Origin of the sequence: Streptomyces sp. 3214.6, assembly GCF_900129855.1 — a bacterium.
Lineage (GTDB): Bacteria > Actinomycetota > Actinomycetes > Streptomycetales > Streptomycetaceae > Streptomyces > Streptomyces soliscabiei.
In genome coordinates this window covers 7,843,543-7,860,393 of the sequence record NZ_LT670819.1, presented here as the reverse complement: position 1 = coordinate 7,860,393, position 16,851 = coordinate 7,843,543, and the positions used below count along the sequence as shown (strand labels likewise).

Below are 16,851 nucleotides of genomic sequence, written 5' to 3'. Positions count from 1 at the left end.
CCCGGCAGTGTGTCTGTGTTCCCGGCCGCCTGGGCGGGGCCGGTGGTGTGGTGTGCGCGGGAAGGCGGGGCTGCCAGGGCCCCCAGGACCCCAAGGCCCGAAAAGCCTCAACGGCCTCGGGGCCTTCAAGGACCTCGGGGCCTCAAGGGCCTCAAGGGCCTCAAGAGCGGGTGACCCGCCGTCCGGTCACAGATCGGGGTCGTAGGCGTCGGCTCCGGCGGCGGGCACCCGGGGGGTGTCGTCGTGGACGGCGCGTGCGGGGGTCTGGCCGTGCGCGTCCCGGCGCGGCTTGGGGGCCGTGCGGGCGGGACGGGCCGGGCGGGCGGGCCGGTCGGCGGGTTCGGAACGGACGGGCCGGGGGAACGGCAGGCGCAGGCCCAGGCCGGCCGAGGGGCGCCGGACGCGGCTGCGGGTCGAGTCGACCTTCAGCCGCAGCTCGCCGGTGAGCGGCGCCGTCCTGCCGTACGCGATCGCGGTCCCGGTGGTCTCGGGGGTCCGCAGCCGTGCCATGCGCTGGGCGTCCCGGCGGACGGCGAAGCGGCCCTGCCGGTCCGGCACCAGCCGGGGGTCGGAGCCGCCGCCCGCGACCACGCCGAAGCGGTACTCGGGGCCGTCCGTGCGCACCTGGATGGTGCTGACGGGCCGTTCGCCCTGGCCGTCCTCGTCCGGGACGAGCAGGGTGAGGACCAGTCCGCGCACGTTGTGGACGCGCTTGCGCTCCAGCAGCCGCCAGCCGGTCCAGGCGGCCGCGGCGACCAGCAGCAGGCCCAGGGTCAGCAGCAGTTTCCAGTGCTGTTCCGGCCAGCTCGGCATCGGTGTCACGCGCAGCGTCAGCAGCCGGGCGTCCAGCACCCGCGCGGGCTGCCCGGTGTCGTACACCACGATCTTGGCCGAGACCGGGCCGGGGCGTACGCCGGATCCGACGCGCACCTCGGCGCGCACGGTCCGGGTCTGCCCCGGGTCCAGGCGCACCCGGGCCGGGGTCACGGTGAGGTCGCCCCGCGAGCTGTCCTCCAGGATGAGGTGCAGGATCCGCGCGCTCGTGGAGTCGTCGGACGCCTTCAGGGTCACCGGCACGCTCTCGCCCGCGTGCACGGTGGCGTCGAAGACACCGACATGGGCCTGCACCTGCGCGTTCTCCGCGGCCACGCCGGTCACGAAGGGCCGGTGGTCGGCGGTGAGCCCGATGGCGGTGAGGACCCCGGTCACCTTGAGGCGGTCGGTCGCCGTCCGCGGGATCGTGACGGTGCCGGTGAACCGGCCGTCGCCCGCGTGCTCGTCCTCGCCGCGCCCGTCGTCGGCGAGCCGGACGGGCCGGGGGGTGAAGCCGGCGCCGTCGAGCGTGGCCGAGACCTTCAGTACGTCGAGGTCGGCAGGGTCGGCGACCGGCTCGCCGTTCCAGGTCTGGAGCTGGAGGCCGACGGTGGCCTGCTCGCCGGGGTGCGGGGTCGCGGGCGTCATGACGATCGACGAGCGCAGCGCGCCGCGCCACTGCACGCCCACGCTGGCGAGCCGGTCGCGGTGTCCCTCGGGCGCGCTCAGGTCGACCGTCCAGGTGCCGGGGCGCGGGGCGACCATGCGCAGCGACTCCACCTCCTGCTCGGCGCCGGTGAGGTCGTAGGAGGACACGCCGTCGTCGCGGGTGCCGTCGATCTCCTGGCCGCCGGGGGCGCGGATGCGCACCCTGACCGCCGGGTCGCCCTTGGAGACCACGATGGTGGCCAGCGTCGCCAGTGGCGAGATCCGCAGTTTGATGGTGGCGGGCGGGGTGTCCTGGGCGGTGGCCTCGTAGATCATGCAGCGGGCGCTCGCGAACGCCTTCTGGACCGCCTCGCCCAGCGCCGTGGAGTCCTTGACGACCTGGGACGTGGGCCTGGCCTGCGCCAGGTCGACGCAGGCGCCCTGGTAGCCGCCGGCGGCCATGGCGCGCAGCGCGTCCGGGTCGGGCGAGCCGAAGCCGAGCGGCCAGATCTGCACCTTGGCCGCTCGCGCCTCGGCGAGGGCCGCCCGCAGTTCCCGGCCGCCGTTGGCCTTGCGGCTGGCGGCGTCCGCGCCGTAGGCGGGACTGTCCGAGACGTCCAGGACGCCGTCGGTGAGCAGGAAGAGGATCCGCGGGCCGGCGACCGACTCCTCGGAGAGACGGGCGATGCCCTGCCGGATCGCGGCCGGGAAGTCGGTGCCGGTGCCCGCGCCCTTGCCACGCCGGTCGAGCTTTCCGACGCAGTCGCCGATCTTCTCGCGGGCCACCGCGTTCAGGGCCGTGGGCGGGCACACCTCGTCGACGGCCTGCTGCTCGTCGTTGTCGGCGCTGGCGAAGCCGAGCACCGTCAGCCGCGAGCGCGGGGATATCTCGGCGAGCGCGATGCGCTGTGCGGCGTCCCGCTCGCGGTCCACGTCGTCGGCGCTCAGGCTGTTCGACTCGTCGACCGCGACGGCCAGGTTGATCGCGTCCGACGCGTCCCCGGCGGCCCGTCCTGCCGCTCCGGCAGCCCCGGCCGCGCCAGGTGCGCCGGACGCCGGGACGCCGGCGCCGATCAACAGCACCGCGGCCAGCAGCGCGGCCGCGGCGCGGGCGGAGCGGCGCGCAGGACGCTCGGGACGGGCACGAAAACTTCTCGAACATTTGCTCAGATTTCGGACATCACCGCTGGACAGGTTCCCCACGTTCCCCACTTCGCCTTTCGACTGTGTCCCGCCGTACCTCGACCCCGACTTCGACCCCGACTTCGACCCCGACTTCGACCCCGATCCCGGCCCCGTCCGCAGGGTGCCGCGGACGGGTTGCTCACCCCTGCGGGCCCGGCGAACCCGGCGAACCCGGAGCCCCCGGCGACCCCGGCGTCGTGTTCCAGTAGTCGTCGTCACGCCGCCTGCGCCGCGTTCCGCCGTCAGGGGCGGGCCGGTGGTCCGCCTCGCGGTCGGGGTCCGGCCACGGCGGGGTGTCCTGCGGCTCCGGGCGGGCGCGCGGTACCGGCGGCGGCGCCGTGAGTTCCCTCGGCGGCGGCACGAAGGGGCCGGGCACGGCCGGGGGCGGGTGACCGCCCGGGGTCAGTGAGGCGAGGACCCTGGTCCGCAGGAACCCCTCCAGCTCGGGGCTGGTGATCCGGCCCTGGTCGAGCATGCGGAGGAAGAACTCCTGTGTCTCGCGGCGCCCCTGGGCCTCGTCCTCGCGCATCATGGCGATGACGTCGGCCACCTCCTCCCTGTTGCCCATGGCCATCAGGTAGGCGAGGCGGCCCTCCGCCGAACTGGTCGTCACCTGGTAGAAGTCCGCCAGGCGTTCGGTCACCGCCTGGTGCTGCGCGGCCTGTCTGCGGGCCTCGGCGACCTGGGTCTTGCGCATGTCGTCGGTGTCCACCTCGACGAACAGCTGGGTGCGCAGGCCCACATCGGCCCCGAGACCGGCCCAGCGTTCGGTCTCGGTCTCCGCCAGGATGGCCTGGTTGGCCCGCTGCGCGTCCTCCACCGCGAACCGGCCGGAGACCTGCCGCAGCCGGGAGACGATCTCCGGTCCCAGGTCGCGCTCGACGCTGGCCAGACGCACCTCCGCGACGCGCTGGTAGTCCGTCACCTCCCAGCGCAGCGTCACCTTCGTGCGGAAGAAGGTGGCCCCGTCGGCTGCCGGCAGATCGACGGTGAAGACCGTGGTGTGCCGCCCGCGGGCTATCTCGCAGACGCTGACGGGCCGCGCCCAGTAGCGCCGGGGCGCGAGTATCTGCGTGCCCTGTGAGGTCATCAGGCTGCACCCGCCGCCGTCGTAGTAGACGACCGAGGCGATCTCGGCGCTCGTCTGCTGGAACCTGCCGCTCCCCTGCAACACCCGGGCGCGCAGATAGGGCCCGGCGATGATGTCCGGCAGACCGTCGGTCCCCGGCTGCCCGTTGTCGGTCACGGCTGCTCCCCTCCTCGGCCACGCAGGCCTGCCCCCACCGCGTCGAGCACATGGCCGACGAAGCGTTCGTCCATCGGCTCTGCCGGGTCGGCGGCCAGCGCCTCCAGGACCCAGGTGAGCCGTTGCCAGTCCCGCTCCTCGCGGACGAGGAGCGGGAGGAACCACACGAGCGCACGCAGCAGTTCGCCGCCCGCCGCCGTCGCCGCGTCCTGCTCCGCCGCGCGCAGCCAGGACGACAGTCCGTCCAGGGCACGCTCGCCGGACAGATGGCTGTCGAAGACCCGCCAGAGCAGTGCGGCCAGCGGACCGGCCGCCTCCGGCACCGTGACGGCGATCGCGAGGGCCAGGGGCCAGTCGCGCAGCCGGCCCAGCTCCGCGTCCACGGCCGCGACGTCGGCGCGCGGCACGGCCGGGCGGCCCGCGACCGTCCGCCGCAGCCCGGGGAACCGGACGCCGGCGGTCCTGCCCGTCGGCGGTCCCATTCCCACCCGGCCCGGCCGGCGGGGCTTGCGGGCCGGCCCGGACGGGTCGACCGGCGCCGTTGCGCCCTCGCCCGGCTCACCGCCCCGGTCGCCGTGCCCGTGCCCGTCGCCGTCGCCCTGGACATCGCCGCCGCGGTCTCCGTCGCGCCGATCGCCCTGCGGGTCGGGATCCGGGCCGGGCCCCTCGGGCTCCCAGTAGTCGTCGCAGGGCGCGATGCACAGCCGTACGCCGGTCAGGAGGGACAGCTCGCGGCGGTCTCCGGCCGCCTCGACGGCCCATTCGCCCAGCAGCGTCAGCGTCTCGGCGGCCCGGCTGCCCGCGGCCAGCCGGGCCAGGGCGTAGGAGGCGACCTGGAGGTGCCGGCCCTCGTCCCTGACGCCGAGGCGACCGAGCAGTTCCACCGCGGTGCGGGTGTCGGGCTCGAGCCTGCCGTGGCCGAGGGCCAGGGCGGCCGTCCAGCGCAGACCGGTCTCGTCCGCGTGCGCCCACTCGTCCACGACGGCTCGGACCGCCGTCCGGTACGGCTCACGGCGTCCGGCCTGGTCCAGGGCGGTGGCGGCGGCGTACCGCCTGCGGGCGGAGCGCGCGCGGGCGAGTGGGGAGACGAGCTCGACGAAGCCGTATCCGGGGTCGGCGGTGCTCAGTTCACCGGCCGCGACGGCGGCGCGGACCCAGACCTGGGGCCGGGGGTCGTCGGCGAGGGCGCGCAGCCAGCGGACGATCGGCGCGCGGGCCGCATGGTGGCTCTGCCACACCTCGGCGAGCACCGCGCCGGCGAAGGCCTCCCCCTGGTAGCGGACGGTGCGCACCGGCAGCGGCACTCCGGCCAGGCTCTCGTCCTCGCTCTCGCCGAACTCGGCGCGGGTGGCGGCGAGAAGGCCGTCCCAGTCCTCGGCGAAGACCGGGCGTCCGGGTTCCTGCCCGGGGGTCCGGGCGGTCAGCAGCTCTCGGGCCAGCAGGTCGGCGGCGTCGGCGACCGCGCTGAACGCCTCGCCGTCCAGGACCGCCAGGGCCACCCGGAAGGCGGCCTGCCGCAGCAGGGTGCGGGCCCCCTCGTCGGCGCCGTCCGTCACGGTCGGGCGGTGGCGGGCGTCGGCGAACCAGGCCTGGACCTGGGCGCGCGCCAGGTCGCCGCAACGGTCCAGGAGTTCGGCCCTGGTGAGCTCGCCGCGAAGGTGCCGTACGACGAGCGCCGCCAGCGCGTCCGTCTCGGCGGGACGGAGGCGGTCGAGCGGGATGCCCAGCGCCTGGCGCAGGAGGGGATGGCGCAGGATCCGCTCGCCCCTGTCCAGCGTCTCCGGGTCCGCCTCCTTCCCCTCCTTCCCCTCTTTCCCCTGTTTCCCCTGTTTCCCCGGGGCGTCGGCGAGGCGTCGCGCCAGATGCCAGGACAGCAGCTCCGGTGCGGGCACTGAGGGGCAGCGCAGGGCGTGCCGGCCCGTCAGCAGGGCGCCGGCGGGGGTGGACGGGGAGGCGACCAGGACCGCGTACGCGTCCCGCCGGGCCAGGGCCGCGGCCAGGGCGTCCAGGTGCGCCTCGCTCGGCGGGGTCCAGTCGCCGGGCGCGTCGGGCAGGTGCAGGACGAAGCCGCCGCCGGGCGCCACGCTTCGGGCGACGGTGGCGGGGTCGCGGAGGATGTGGCCGAGCGAGGAGACGTCCAGGCGGGTCACCTGGCCGGGGGTGAGGTCGGTGTCCGTGTCCTTGCCGGGAAGGGTGGCCCCGGCAAGGACGGCGTCCCCGGCGCCCTCGTCGCCCTCGTCCGGGCGCGTGTTGCCGTCCGGCTCGGCGGGGACGGTGAGCCTGGTTCCGGCGGTGGGTCGGGCGGCCTTGCGGACGGCGCCGGTCAGCTGCTCCAGCAGGCACAGTGCGGTGGTCCGGCGTCCGGTGCCGGGCGCTCCAACGACGACGAGCACCCTGCGCTCGCGCAGCGCCTCCTTCAGGACCCGATAGCCCGCGGGGGCGCGAAAGGCCCGGCCGAGCCGTGCGAGTTCCTCCTCCGGCACCTCGCCGAGCACGGCGGAGCCCCGGTCGCCCGCGCCCACATGGACATCGCCGAAGTGCGCGTGGCCGAAGCGGGAGCGGTCGAAGACGCTGCCGTTGCCCCGGACGGTGAACCGGGCGCGTCCTTCGGAGCGGGACCGGTTGGCGGCCCGGGCGCCACCGGCCCCACCGGCCGCGCCGTCGGCCGCGACGGGGTCCCGCATGGCCTCCCTGAAGCGCTCCCCCTCCCGCCGCTGCCTCTCCTCCCACTCGGCCCGCGCCCGCTCGGCGGCCTCGTCCCTGCCCTCGACGCCCCCGGCTCCCTCTCCCCGGTCACCGCGCCCGGTAGCACGGCTCCCCTGCCCCTCGCGCCCGTCGTGGCCATCACGCCCGCCGGGCCGGTCGCCTCGTCCGTCCCGCCCGGTGTCCCGGCCGCCAGGTGCGCTGTCGTGGCCGTCGCGGCTGCCGTCCCGGTCGCCGCGCGCACTCTCGCCGTCGGCACGCTCGTCGGCCCGGTCACGGTCGGCGTACCGCTCTGCGCCGGGCGGCCCGAGTCGGTCCCGTTCGGCCGGCTGGTGCTGTGGGACCTGCGCGGCGCCCGCGTGCATGGCGCCCGCGTGCACCGGGCCCGCCTGCGCCGCCCCGCCGTGGCCGTCCGCGCTCACGCGGACGCTCCGTCGCGGGTTCTGGCCGACGCGCCGTCAGCACCCACGCCCCACGCCCCTCGGCGCATGCGCGGTTTCGCGCCATCGGGCAGGCCCCCTGGGCCTCGGCCGCGCACGTCCGCGCCCGTCAAGAACTGGTAGACAGCCCCGCCCGCCACCCGCATCGCCCCCGTCCTGCGTGAATGGACATCAGCATTCCGGAATCCGGAGGGGCTGGATGCGGCCGTTCACACAATGCGATGCTCGCGCGGGAGCATTCCGGAGAGCGCGCGCCCCAGGCGCACGGACCGTCCCCGTCCGCACCACCTCACGCCCCCGGAAAAGCGGGCGCACGCACTGTCGATGACGGAGCGTCAAACTGTGCGTCGCGCCGTGCTTCCGGCCGTCGGCCAAACCGGTGATCTCCGACCGAAACGGGCACCCTCCCGCCCATGTGGGGCAAGTCTCGCCGTCGCATGGATCGCGCAGGTCAGAGCGTTGCGGCCGACCTTTCCCCGATCCCCGAACGGGCTCCTCGAGTGGCCGGAGCAAACCGCTGACACTAGCGTCGTACTAAAATTTCCGGCTTGTTACGGAGCTGGACCGGACAACCCCAGGCAGACCTGCGGGCCCGCCGGCGCCCCGGAGGCTTCCGGGAACGAGACGCGAGGACCCGATGGCAGCGATTCACGAGGGCAGTGCTCTCGGCCTGCTCGACGACGAAATCCGCGCACAACTCGGTGACAGGGCACGTTTCTCGGGCGGCCCCGCCGCCTCTCCGCGCACACTTGTCGACATCTTCGACGCGTCCGTGCGCTCGTACCCGGACGAGCTCGCCCTGGACGACGGCACCACGCCCCTCACCTACCGCGCCCTCGCCGTCGAGGTGGAGAACCTCCGGCGCCGGCTCGCCGCCGCCGGGGTCGGCCTCGGCGACCGGGTGGGCGTCCGTGTCCCCTCGGGCACCAACGACCTCTATGTGGCCATCCTGGCCGTCCTCGCCGTCGGCGCGGCCTACGTCCCGGTGGACGCCGAGGACCCCGACGAGCGGGCCGAGCTGGTGTTCGGCGAGGCGGACGTGCGGGCCGTCATCGGGGCGGAGCACGCGATCGCCGTCCACGGCGCGTCTGACGCGGCCGCCGGCCGGCCGGGCACCGAGCACGACGCGTGGATCATCTTCACCTCGGGCTCCACGGGGAAGCCGAAGGGCGTCGCGGTCAGTCACCGCAGCGCCGCCGCTTTCGTGGACGCCGAGGCCGCGCTGTTCCTCACCGAGGAGCCGATCGGCCCCGGCGACCGGGTCATGGCCGGGCTGTCGGTGGCCTTCGACGCCTCCTGCGAGGAGATGTGGCTGGCCTGGCGGTACGGGGCCTGTCTGGTGCCCGTGCCCCGCTCGCAGGTCCGCAGCGGCGCCGACCTGGGGCCCTGGCTCGTCGAGCAGGAGATCACCGTCGTCTCCACCGTGCCGACGCTGGCCGCGCTCTGGGAGCCGGAGACCCTCAACGACGTACGGCTGCTGATCTTCGGCGGCGAGGCCTGCCCGCCCGAGCTGGTGCAGCGGCTGGTGACGGAGGGGCGGGAGGTCTGGAACACCTACGGCCCGACCGAGGCGACCGTCGTCGCCTGCGCCTCCCTGATGTCCGGCGAGGAGCCGATCCGGATCGGGCTGCCGCTGAAGGGCTGGGAGCTGGCCGTCGTGGACGAGGCCGGGGAGCCCGTGCCGATGGGCGGCAGCGGTCAGCTGGTGATCGGCGGGGTCGGGCTCGCCCGGTATCTCGACGCCGAGAAGGACGCGGAGAAGTACGCCCCGCTGCGGTCGCTGGGCTGGGAGCGGGCGTACCGCAGCGGTGACCTGGTGCGCGCCGACGCCGAGGGGCTCGTCTTCCTCGGGCGGGCCGACGAGCAGATCAAGCTCGGCGGGCGGCGCATCGAGCTGGGCGAGGTGGACGCGGCGCTGCAGGCGCTGCCGGGCGTTGCGGGCGCCGCTGCCGCCGTGCGGACCGCGCGCAGCGGCAACCAGCTCCTCGTCGGCTATGTCGTCACGCAGGACGGCTGGGACCAGGCGGCGGCCGTGGAGCGGCTGCGGGCCGAGCTGCCGGCGGCTCTGGTGCCGCTCCTCGCGCCCGTGCAGGACCTGCCGACCCGCACCTCGGGCAAGGTCGACCGCAACGCCCTGCCGTGGCCCCTGGAGGGCCTGGAGACGGGCGGTCCGGCCGAGCAGCTCTACGGCACCGAGGCGTGGCTGGCGGAGCAGTGGACGGAAGTCCTCGGCATCCCCGTCTCCAGCGCCCGGGACGACTTCTTCGCGATCGGCGGCAGCAGCCTGGCCGCCGCCCAGCTGACGACGCGGCTGCGCACCCGCTACCCGAGCGCGGCCGTCCTCGACATCTACCAGCAGCCCACGCTGCGCAAGCTGGCCCGGCATCTGGAGGAGTCCGCGCAGGAGGACGGGGCGGCCCGGGTCATCGCTCCGGTGCCGGTGCGCGCCAAGCTCCTGCAGCTCCTGCTGCTCGTTCCGCTGTTCGCGCTGCTGGGGCTGCGCTGGACGGTGCCGCTGACGATCGTCGGGAATCTGCTGCCCGCGTACGGCTGGCTGCCGACCGCCCCCTGGTGGCTGGTCCTGTCGGCTGCCCTGCTGCTGTTCAGCCCGCCCGGACGGCTCGCGATCGCCGCGGGCGGTGCGCGGCTGCTGCTGCGCGGTGTGCAGCCGGGCCGCTATCCGCGCGGCGGCAGTGTGCATCTGCGGCTGTGGACGGCGGAGCGGCTGGCCGAGTTCAGCGGGGCGACCTCGCTGACCGGGTCCTGGCTGGAGCGGTACGCGCGGGCGCTGGGCGCCAAGGTCGGTCCGGACGTGGACCTGCACTCGCTGCCGCCGGTCACCGGCCTGCTGAAGCTGGGCCGGGGCGCGGCCGTGGAGTCCGAGGTGGACCTGTCCGGCCACTGGCTGGACGGTGACCGGCTGGAGATCGGCCAGGTCAAGGTGGGTGCGCACGCCGTGGTCGGCACGCGCAGCATGCTGTTCCCGGGCGCCCGTGTCGGCAAGCGCGCGGAGGTGGCCCCCGGTTCGGCGGTCACCGGCCAGATCCCGACCGGCCAGCGCTGGGCGGGCGCCCCGGCCGTGAAGCTCGGCAAGGCCAAGCGCAACTGGCCCAAGGAGCGGCCCGCGCGGGGCACGTACTGGCGGGTGATGTACGGCCTGACGGGTTTCGCGCTGACCTCGCTGCCGGTGCTGGCGGCGGGTGCGGCCCTGCTGGTGACGGGCGTGTTCGTGGCGCCGGGCGACGGGCTGGGCGAGGCGCTGCGGGGCGCCGCTCTGGCCCTGGTGCCGGCCACGCTCGCCTTCGGGCTGGCGTACTCGGTGATGCTGCTGATCGCCGTACGGCTGCTGAGCCTCGGTCTGCGCGAGGGCACGCATCCCACGCACAGCAGGGTCGGCTGGCAGGCCTGGACGGTCACGCAGCTCATGGACCGCTCGCGGGAGACCCTCTTCCCGCTGTACGCGGGGCTGGTCACGCCGGTGTGGCTGCGGCTGCTCGGGATGCGGATCGGCAAGGGCGCCGAGGTGTCGACCGTGCTGGCGCTGCCCAGCCTGACCACGGTCGGCGAGGGCGCGTTCCTGGCCGACGACACGCTGACCGCGCCGTACGAGCTCGGCGGCGGCTGGTTGCGGATCGGGCGCGCGGAGATCGGGCGGCGGGCGTTCCTCGGCAACTCGGGGATGACCGCGCCGGGGCGCAGCGTGCCGGACGGCGGTCTGGTGGGGGTGCTGTCGGCGACGCCGAAGAAGGCGAAGAAGGGCAGCTCCTACCTGGGGCTGCCGCCGGTGAAGCTGCCGCGGAACACGACCGACGGCGACCAGAGCCGGACCTACGAGCCGCCCGCGCGGCTGCTGTGGGCGCGCGCGCTGGTGGAGCTGTGCCGGATCGTGCCGGTGTTCTGCTCGGCGGGGCTGGCCGTGCTGACGGTGGCGGCGCTGTGCGCGCTGGGAGTCTGGGCGCCACTGCTGGCCGGGCTGGTGCTGCTCGGGGCGGGGGCGGCGGGCGCGCTGCTCTCGGTCGTCGCCAAGTGGCTGCTCGTCGGACGGCACCGCAGCGGGGAGCATCCCCTGTGGAGCTCCTTCGTGTGGCGCAACGAGCTGGCGGACACGTTCGTCGAGGTGGTGGCCGTGCCGTGGCTGGCGGGCGCGGTGCCGGGCACGCCGGTGCTGACGGCGTGGCTGCGCGGGCTCGGCGCGCGGATCGGCCGCGGCACGTGGGTGGAGAGCTACTGGCTGCCCGAGTCGGATCTGGTGACCCTGGAGGACGGGGCGACGGTCAACCGCGGGTGCGTCCTGCAGACTCACCTCTTCCACGACCGGATCTTGCGGACGGATACTGTTGTTCTCCGTGAGGGCGCCACGCTGGGCCCGGGCGGGATCGTGCTGCCCGGCAGCACGATCGGGGCCCGTACGACCCTGGGTCCCGCGTCGCTCGTCATGGCCGCGGAGTCCGTCCCGGACGACACCCGCTGGCTCGGCAATCCGATCGAGGCATGGCGTCCCTGAGGACGGGCCACCCGGAGTCGGCGGGCGGTGCGCCGGCACGGGGTGGTTCGAGCACAGGTCAGGGAGCGGACGGGGAAGTGGCAGTGCAGCAGGCGGTTGGTCCGGACCCGTACTTTCCGGACAACGGTGACTCCCGGTATCGGGTGCACCGCTACGAGCTCGCGCTGGACTACCGGCCCGGGCCGAACCGGCTGTCGGGCACGGCGCGGATCAACGCGATAGCCGGGCGGTCGCCGCTCGCCGAATTCCAGCTGAATCTGGCCGACTTCAAGATCGGCCGGGTCCGGGTGGACGGGCGGCAGCCGCACTACACGCATCGGGGCGGCAGACTGCGCGTGCGGCCCGCCAAGCCGATCCGCGCCGGGGCGGCCTTCACGGTGGAGGTGCACTGGTCGGGCAACCCGAAGCCAGTGAGCAGCCCCTGGGGCGGGATCGGCTGGGAGGAGCTGGGCGACGGGGCGCTGGTGGCTAGCCAGCCCGTCGGGGCGCCGTCCTGGTACCCGTGCAACGACCGGCCGGCGGACAAGGCGTCGTATCTGATCTCGATCACGACGCCGTCGTCGTACTCGGTGGTGGCGGGCGGCCGGCTGCTGACGCGGACCACGAAGGCCTCGACGACCACCTGGGTGTACGAGCAGGCGGCGCCGACGTCCAGCTATCTCGTCGGGCTGTCGATCGGCAAGTACCAGACGGTGCTGCTGGGCGATCCGGGTCTCGGCGGCGTCCCGCAGCACGGGCACATTCCGGCGCACCTGCTGGCGGAGTTCTCGCGGGACTTCGCGCGCCAGCCCGGGATGATGCATCTCTTCCAACAGCTCTTCGGCCCCTACCCGTTCGACGAGTACGCGGTGGTGGTGACGGAGGAGGAACTCGATGTCCCCGTCGAAGCACAGGGGTTGTCGCTGTTCGGCGCCAACCACGTGGACGGGGCGCGGGGTTCGGAGCGGCTGGTGGCGCACGAGCTGGCACACCAGTGGTTCGGCAACAGCGTGTCCATCGCCGACTGGCGGCACATCTGGCTGAACGAGGGGTTCGCGAAGTACGCGGAGTGGCTGTGGTCGGAGCGGTCGGGCGGGCGCAGCGCGCAGCAACTCGCCGCCGCCGCCCACCGGTTGCTGTCCTCGCTGCCGCAGGACCTGCGCCTGGCCGACCCCGGCCGCAAGTCGATGTTCGACGACCGGCTCTACGAGCGCGGCGGCCTCACCGTGCACGCGCTGCGCTGCGCGATGGGCGACGACGCGTTCTTCCGGATGCTGCGTGCCTGGCTCGGCCTGCACCGCGGCGGGTCGGTGACGACCTCGACGTTCACCGCCCATGCGGCACGCTTCGCACCGGAGCCGCTGGACGACCTGTTCGACGCGTGGGTGTACGGGGCGCCGCTGCCGCCGCTGCCGGTCCCGTCGGCGCCACGGGGCGCGGAGTCGGCCTAGAACGGGCCTGTTCCAGGCCTGGAACAGCATTGCCGCGGCCCGTGGTGATCACTGGAGTCGGCCGGGTGACTGCCGGGTCGGCCATGGGCCATGCACGAGTGGGGTTCCCGGCCTCGGCGTGAGCGCGAGGCGGGCAAGAGCCCCGCCCCCGTTTCCGAGTCCTTCTGCCTGGCGCCCGTCGCGGCGACCCGTCCCAGCGGATCACCGGGCCGTTCCTCCCCGTCGACCTCGGCAACGGCGTGACGCTCGACTACTGCGACAAGCGTGACGAGCCGATCCAGTCGCAGCACTACGCGTTCCTCGTGCCCGACGAGCAGTTCGACACCATGATCGCCCGGCTGGAAGCGGTCGGCGTCACCTACTACGCCGACCCCAGGCACACCGAACCCGGGCAGATCAACCGCCTGTTCGGCGGTCGCGGCGCGTACTTCGACGACCCGGACGGCCACAACATGGAGATCATCACCCGGCCCTGGCCTGGAGGAGGTCGCCCCCCTCCTGCGCCGGCGCCGGCCCCTAGCCGAGGTCCAGCAGGCCCCGCCGTCCCCCGCCCGGTCCGGGGTGTGCCTCGACCGGCACAATGGCGACCATGTCCCGACGCACCGCCCGGCCGCGACAGCGGGCCTCCGCCGCACCCACCGCCTGCCCCTGTGGCCTGGGCGGACCGTACGAGGCCTGCTGCCGCCGCTACCACTCGGGCGCCGAAGCCGCGCCGACCGCCGAGGCCCTCATGCGGTCGCGGTACAGCGCGTTCGTGAAGGGGGACGCGGGGTATCTGCTGCGGACCTGGCATCCCCGGACGCGGCCGGAGCGGCTCGAGCTCGATCCGGGGATGCGGTGGACGGGGCTGGAGATCCTCGCCACGGCCGACGGGAGCGCGTTCCACACCACCGGGACGGTGGAGTTCCGGGCGTCCTACCGGGGCGGTGCGCTGCACGAGCGCAGCCGGTTCGAGCGGGTGGCCGGGGCGTGGGTGTACGTGGACGGGGAGTTCCCCGAACAGCCCTGACGGCGCCCTGTCACGGCGGTGTCACGGCGCCAGGATGTCCAGTTCCTGGAGGGCGCCGACCGTGATCTCGCGGGTGAGGTGCTCCGCGCGGGCCGCGTCGCCCTCGCGGACCGCCTCCGCGACCTGGACGTGAAGGGTGACGGCGGCCGGGTCGGGGTCCTCGAACATGACCTCGTGGTGGGTGCGGCCGGCCAGGACCTCCGCGACGACGTCGCCCAGGCGGGCGAACATCTCGTTGCCGGAGGCGGCCAGGATCACTCGGTGGAAGGCCATGTCGTGGACCAGGTAGCCCTCCAGCTTGTGGCCGCGTGAGTTCGCCACCATGCCGAGCGCGCACTCGGTCAGCTCGGCGCACTGCTCCGCCGTGGCGTGCTTCGCCGCCAGCCCCGCCGCGACCGGCTCGATCGCCGAGCGCAGGACGGTGAGCGAGCGCAGCTGGTGCGGGCGGTCGGCGCCGGCCAGGCGCCAGCGGATGACCTGCGGGTCGTAGACGTTCCACTCGACCTTGGGCCGCACCGTCACGCCCACCCGGCGGCGGGACTCGACCAGGTGCATGGACTCCAGGACGCGGACCGCCTCGCGCATCACCGAGCGGGAGACGTCGAAGCGCTGGGCCAGCTCGTCGGTGCGCAGGACGCTGCCCGGCGGGTATTCGCCCGCGGTGATCGCGGGACCCAGGGCGTCGAGTACTTGGCCGTGCAGACCCCGGCCCGGAGTGGTCATGCACTCAGAGTACGGGGTAGATCACGGAGCCAAAAAGTCAGACTTATTTGTCACGGCCTCTTGAATTCGTCGTACCTAATCGGTTTCAGTGTCGTCGGCGTCCAACGACGTCAGGTGTCGAGGAAGACAGCGAGGCAACAGATGCGTACCCCCCACGTCGTCGTGGTGATGGGCGTCGCCGGCACGGGCAAGACCACCATCGGTCCCCTGCTCGCCGCCCGGCTCGGCGTTCCGTATGCCGAGGGCGACGACTTCCACCCACCGGCCAACATCGCCAAGATGTCGGCCGGCACCCCGCTCGACGACGACGACCGGTGGCCGTGGCTCGACGCCATCGGCGCCTGGGCGGACGGGCGGGCCGGGCTCGGTGGGGTGGTCAGCTGCTCGGCGCTGAAGCGGTCGTACCGCGACCGGCTCAGGGCCGCCGCCCCCGGGGTCGTCTTCGTGCACCTGGCGGGCGGCCGCGCGCTGATCGAGGACCGCATGGCGCACCGGCAGGGTCACTTCATGCCGACCGCGCTGCTGGATTCGCAGTTCGCCACGCTCCAGCCCCTCCAGGCGGACGAGGACGGCGTCGCGGTCGACGTCCGCGGCACGCCCGAGGAGATCACCGACCGGGCCGCGAGGGCGCTCGACGAGCTGCCCGACGCCCGGCCCCGGTAACCAACCCCCTCACCACCCCGCACCACCCCGCACCCCCCAGGCAACACCCCTCCCTCATCCCCGTACCTGCAAGGGAACCCCCGTGACCAGACTCAGCGTCGAGATGCTGGCAGCGGACACCGCCGAGCCCATCACCTCGGCCGGCCACGCGCAGCTGGGCATCGCCGTCCTGGCGGGCATAGCCGTGATCGTCCTGCTCATCACCAAGTTCAAGCTTCACGCCTTCCTGGCGCTGACCATCGGCTCGCTCGCGCTGGGCGCGTTCGCCGGGGCGCCGCTCGACAAGGCCATCGCCTCCTTCACCACCGGGCTCGGCTCCACGGTCGCCGGTGTGGGCGTGCTGATCGCGCTGGGCGCGATCCTCGGCAAGCTGCTCGCGGACTCCGGCGGCGCCGACCAGATCGTCGACACCATCCTCGCCAAGGCCGGCGGGCGTTCGATGCCGTGGGCGATGGTGCTGATCGCCTCGGTGATCGGTCTGCCGCTGTTCTTCGAGGTCGGCGTGGTGCTGCTGATCCCGGTCGTGCTGATGGTCGCCAAGCGCGGCAACTACTCGCTGATGCGGATCGGCATCCCGGCGCTGGCCGGTCTGTCGGTGATGCACGGTCTCGTGCCGCCGCACCCCGGCCCGCTGGTCGCGATCGACGCGGTCGGCGCCAACCTGGGCGTCACCCTGGCGCTCGGTGTGCTCGTCGCCATCCCGACGGTCGTCATCGCCGGTCCGCTGTTCTCCCGGGTCGCCGCCCGCTGGGTGGACGTCCCCGCCCCCGAGCGCATGCTCCCGCAGCGCCCGTCGGAGGACCTTCAGAAGCGGCCCGGCTTCGGAGCCACGCTCGCCACGATCCTCCTGCCCGTCGTGCTGATGCTGTCCAAGGCGCTGGTCGACATCGTCGTGGACGACAAAGAGGACACCGTGCAGCGCGTCTTCGACGTCGTCGGCTCGCCGCTGATCGCGCTGCTGGCTGCCGTCCTGGTCGGCATCTTCACGCTGGGCCGGCCCGCGGGCTTCAGCAAGGAGCGGATCTCGCAGCTCGTCGAGAAGGGCCTCGCGCCGATCGCGGGCATTCTGCTGATCGTCGGCGCGGGCGGCGGCTTCAAGCAGACGCTGATCGACTCCGGTGTGGGCCAGATGGTCCTGGACATCTCCAAGGACTGGTCGATCCCGGCCCTGCTGCTGGCCTGGCTGATCGCGGTGGCGATCCGGCTGGCGACCGGCTCGGCGACGGTGGCGACGATCTCCGCGGCCGGCCTGGTCGCGCCGCTCGCCGCCGACATGTCGACGACGCACGCGGCCCTGCTCGTCCTCGCCATCGGCGCCGGCTCGCTGTTCTTCAGCCATGTCAACGACGCCGGGTTCTGGCTGGTGAAGGAGTACTTCGGGCTCAGCGTCGGCCAGAACATCAAGACCTGGTCGGTCATGGAGACCATCATCTCCGTGGTCGCGGGCGGCCTGGTCCTGCTCCTCTCCCTCGTCGTCTAGGGGGACG

The 16,851-nt window shown here is 74.0% G+C and carries 9 protein-coding genes and 1 pseudogene; 6 read left to right on the top strand and 4 right to left on the bottom strand.

Features of this window, described 5'->3' with window-relative positions:
- Window positions 1-186 precede the first annotated feature (186 nt).
- From B5557_RS35520 to B5557_RS35510, 3 genes are all read right to left on the bottom strand, one after another.
- Window positions 187-2,544 carry a vWA domain-containing protein gene (locus B5557_RS35520; RefSeq protein ID WP_143688267.1) on the bottom strand — a complete coding sequence of 786 codons (2,358 nt, stop codon included), beginning with the start codon at window positions 2,542-2,544 and terminating at the stop codon, window positions 187-189.
- 241 nt (window positions 2,545-2,785) lie between these two features.
- The gene (locus tag B5557_RS35515; RefSeq protein WP_079663320.1) at window positions 2,786-3,892 is read right to left on the bottom strand and encodes a hypothetical protein; all 1,107 of its coding nucleotides are present in this window, start codon (window positions 3,890-3,892) and stop codon (window positions 2,786-2,788) included.
- The gene (locus tag B5557_RS35510) at window positions 3,889-7,017 is read right to left on the bottom strand and encodes a hypothetical protein (RefSeq protein ID WP_079663319.1); all 3,129 of its coding nucleotides are present in this window, start codon (window positions 7,015-7,017) and stop codon (window positions 3,889-3,891) included. The genes B5557_RS35515 and B5557_RS35510 overlap by 4 nt, the downstream gene beginning before the upstream one ends.
- A 655-nt stretch (window positions 7,018-7,672) precedes the next feature.
- On the opposite strand from B5557_RS35510, the gene B5557_RS35505 reads away from it, so the two are divergent.
- The 4 genes and pseudogenes from B5557_RS35505 (at window position 7,673) to B5557_RS35490 (ending at window position 13,978) form a co-directional block, all read left to right on the top strand.
- Window positions 7,673-11,539: a Pls/PosA family non-ribosomal peptide synthetase gene (locus B5557_RS35505; protein WP_079663318.1), complete on the top strand. Its 3,867-nt coding sequence runs from the start codon at window positions 7,673-7,675 to the stop codon at window positions 11,537-11,539.
- Between the two features lie 77 nt (window positions 11,540-11,616).
- Window positions 11,617-12,969: a M1 family metallopeptidase gene (locus B5557_RS35500; protein WP_079663317.1), complete on the top strand. Its 1,353-nt coding sequence runs from the start codon at window positions 11,617-11,619 to the stop codon at window positions 12,967-12,969.
- Between the two features lie 206 nt (window positions 12,970-13,175).
- Window positions 13,176-13,445: pseudogene (locus tag B5557_RS45470) on the top strand (VOC family protein); the annotation flags it as partial.
- Between the two features lie 104 nt (window positions 13,446-13,549).
- On the top strand, window positions 13,550-13,978 hold the full coding sequence (locus B5557_RS35490) for a YchJ family protein (protein WP_443031306.1): 429 nt from the start codon (window positions 13,550-13,552) through the stop codon (window positions 13,976-13,978).
- A 21-nt stretch (window positions 13,979-13,999) separates the two neighbouring features.
- On the opposite strand, the gene B5557_RS35485 is transcribed toward B5557_RS35490, so the two are convergent.
- Entirely contained in the window at window positions 14,000-14,701 is a 702-nt protein-coding gene (locus B5557_RS35485; protein ID WP_079663315.1) for a FadR/GntR family transcriptional regulator, read from the bottom strand.
- Between the two features lie 141 nt (window positions 14,702-14,842).
- Between B5557_RS35485 and B5557_RS35480 the strand changes: the two genes are divergently transcribed.
- Both B5557_RS35480 and B5557_RS35475 read left to right on the top strand, forming a co-directional pair.
- Complete coding sequence (locus B5557_RS35480) at window positions 14,843-15,364, top strand: gluconokinase (protein ID WP_079663314.1); 522 nt, start codon at window positions 14,843-14,845, stop codon at window positions 15,362-15,364.
- Between the two features lie 82 nt (window positions 15,365-15,446).
- The gene (locus B5557_RS35475; RefSeq protein WP_079663313.1) at window positions 15,447-16,844 is read left to right on the top strand and encodes a GntP family permease; all 1,398 of its coding nucleotides are present in this window, start codon (window positions 15,447-15,449) and stop codon (window positions 16,842-16,844) included.
- Window positions 16,845-16,851 lie beyond the last annotated feature (7 nt).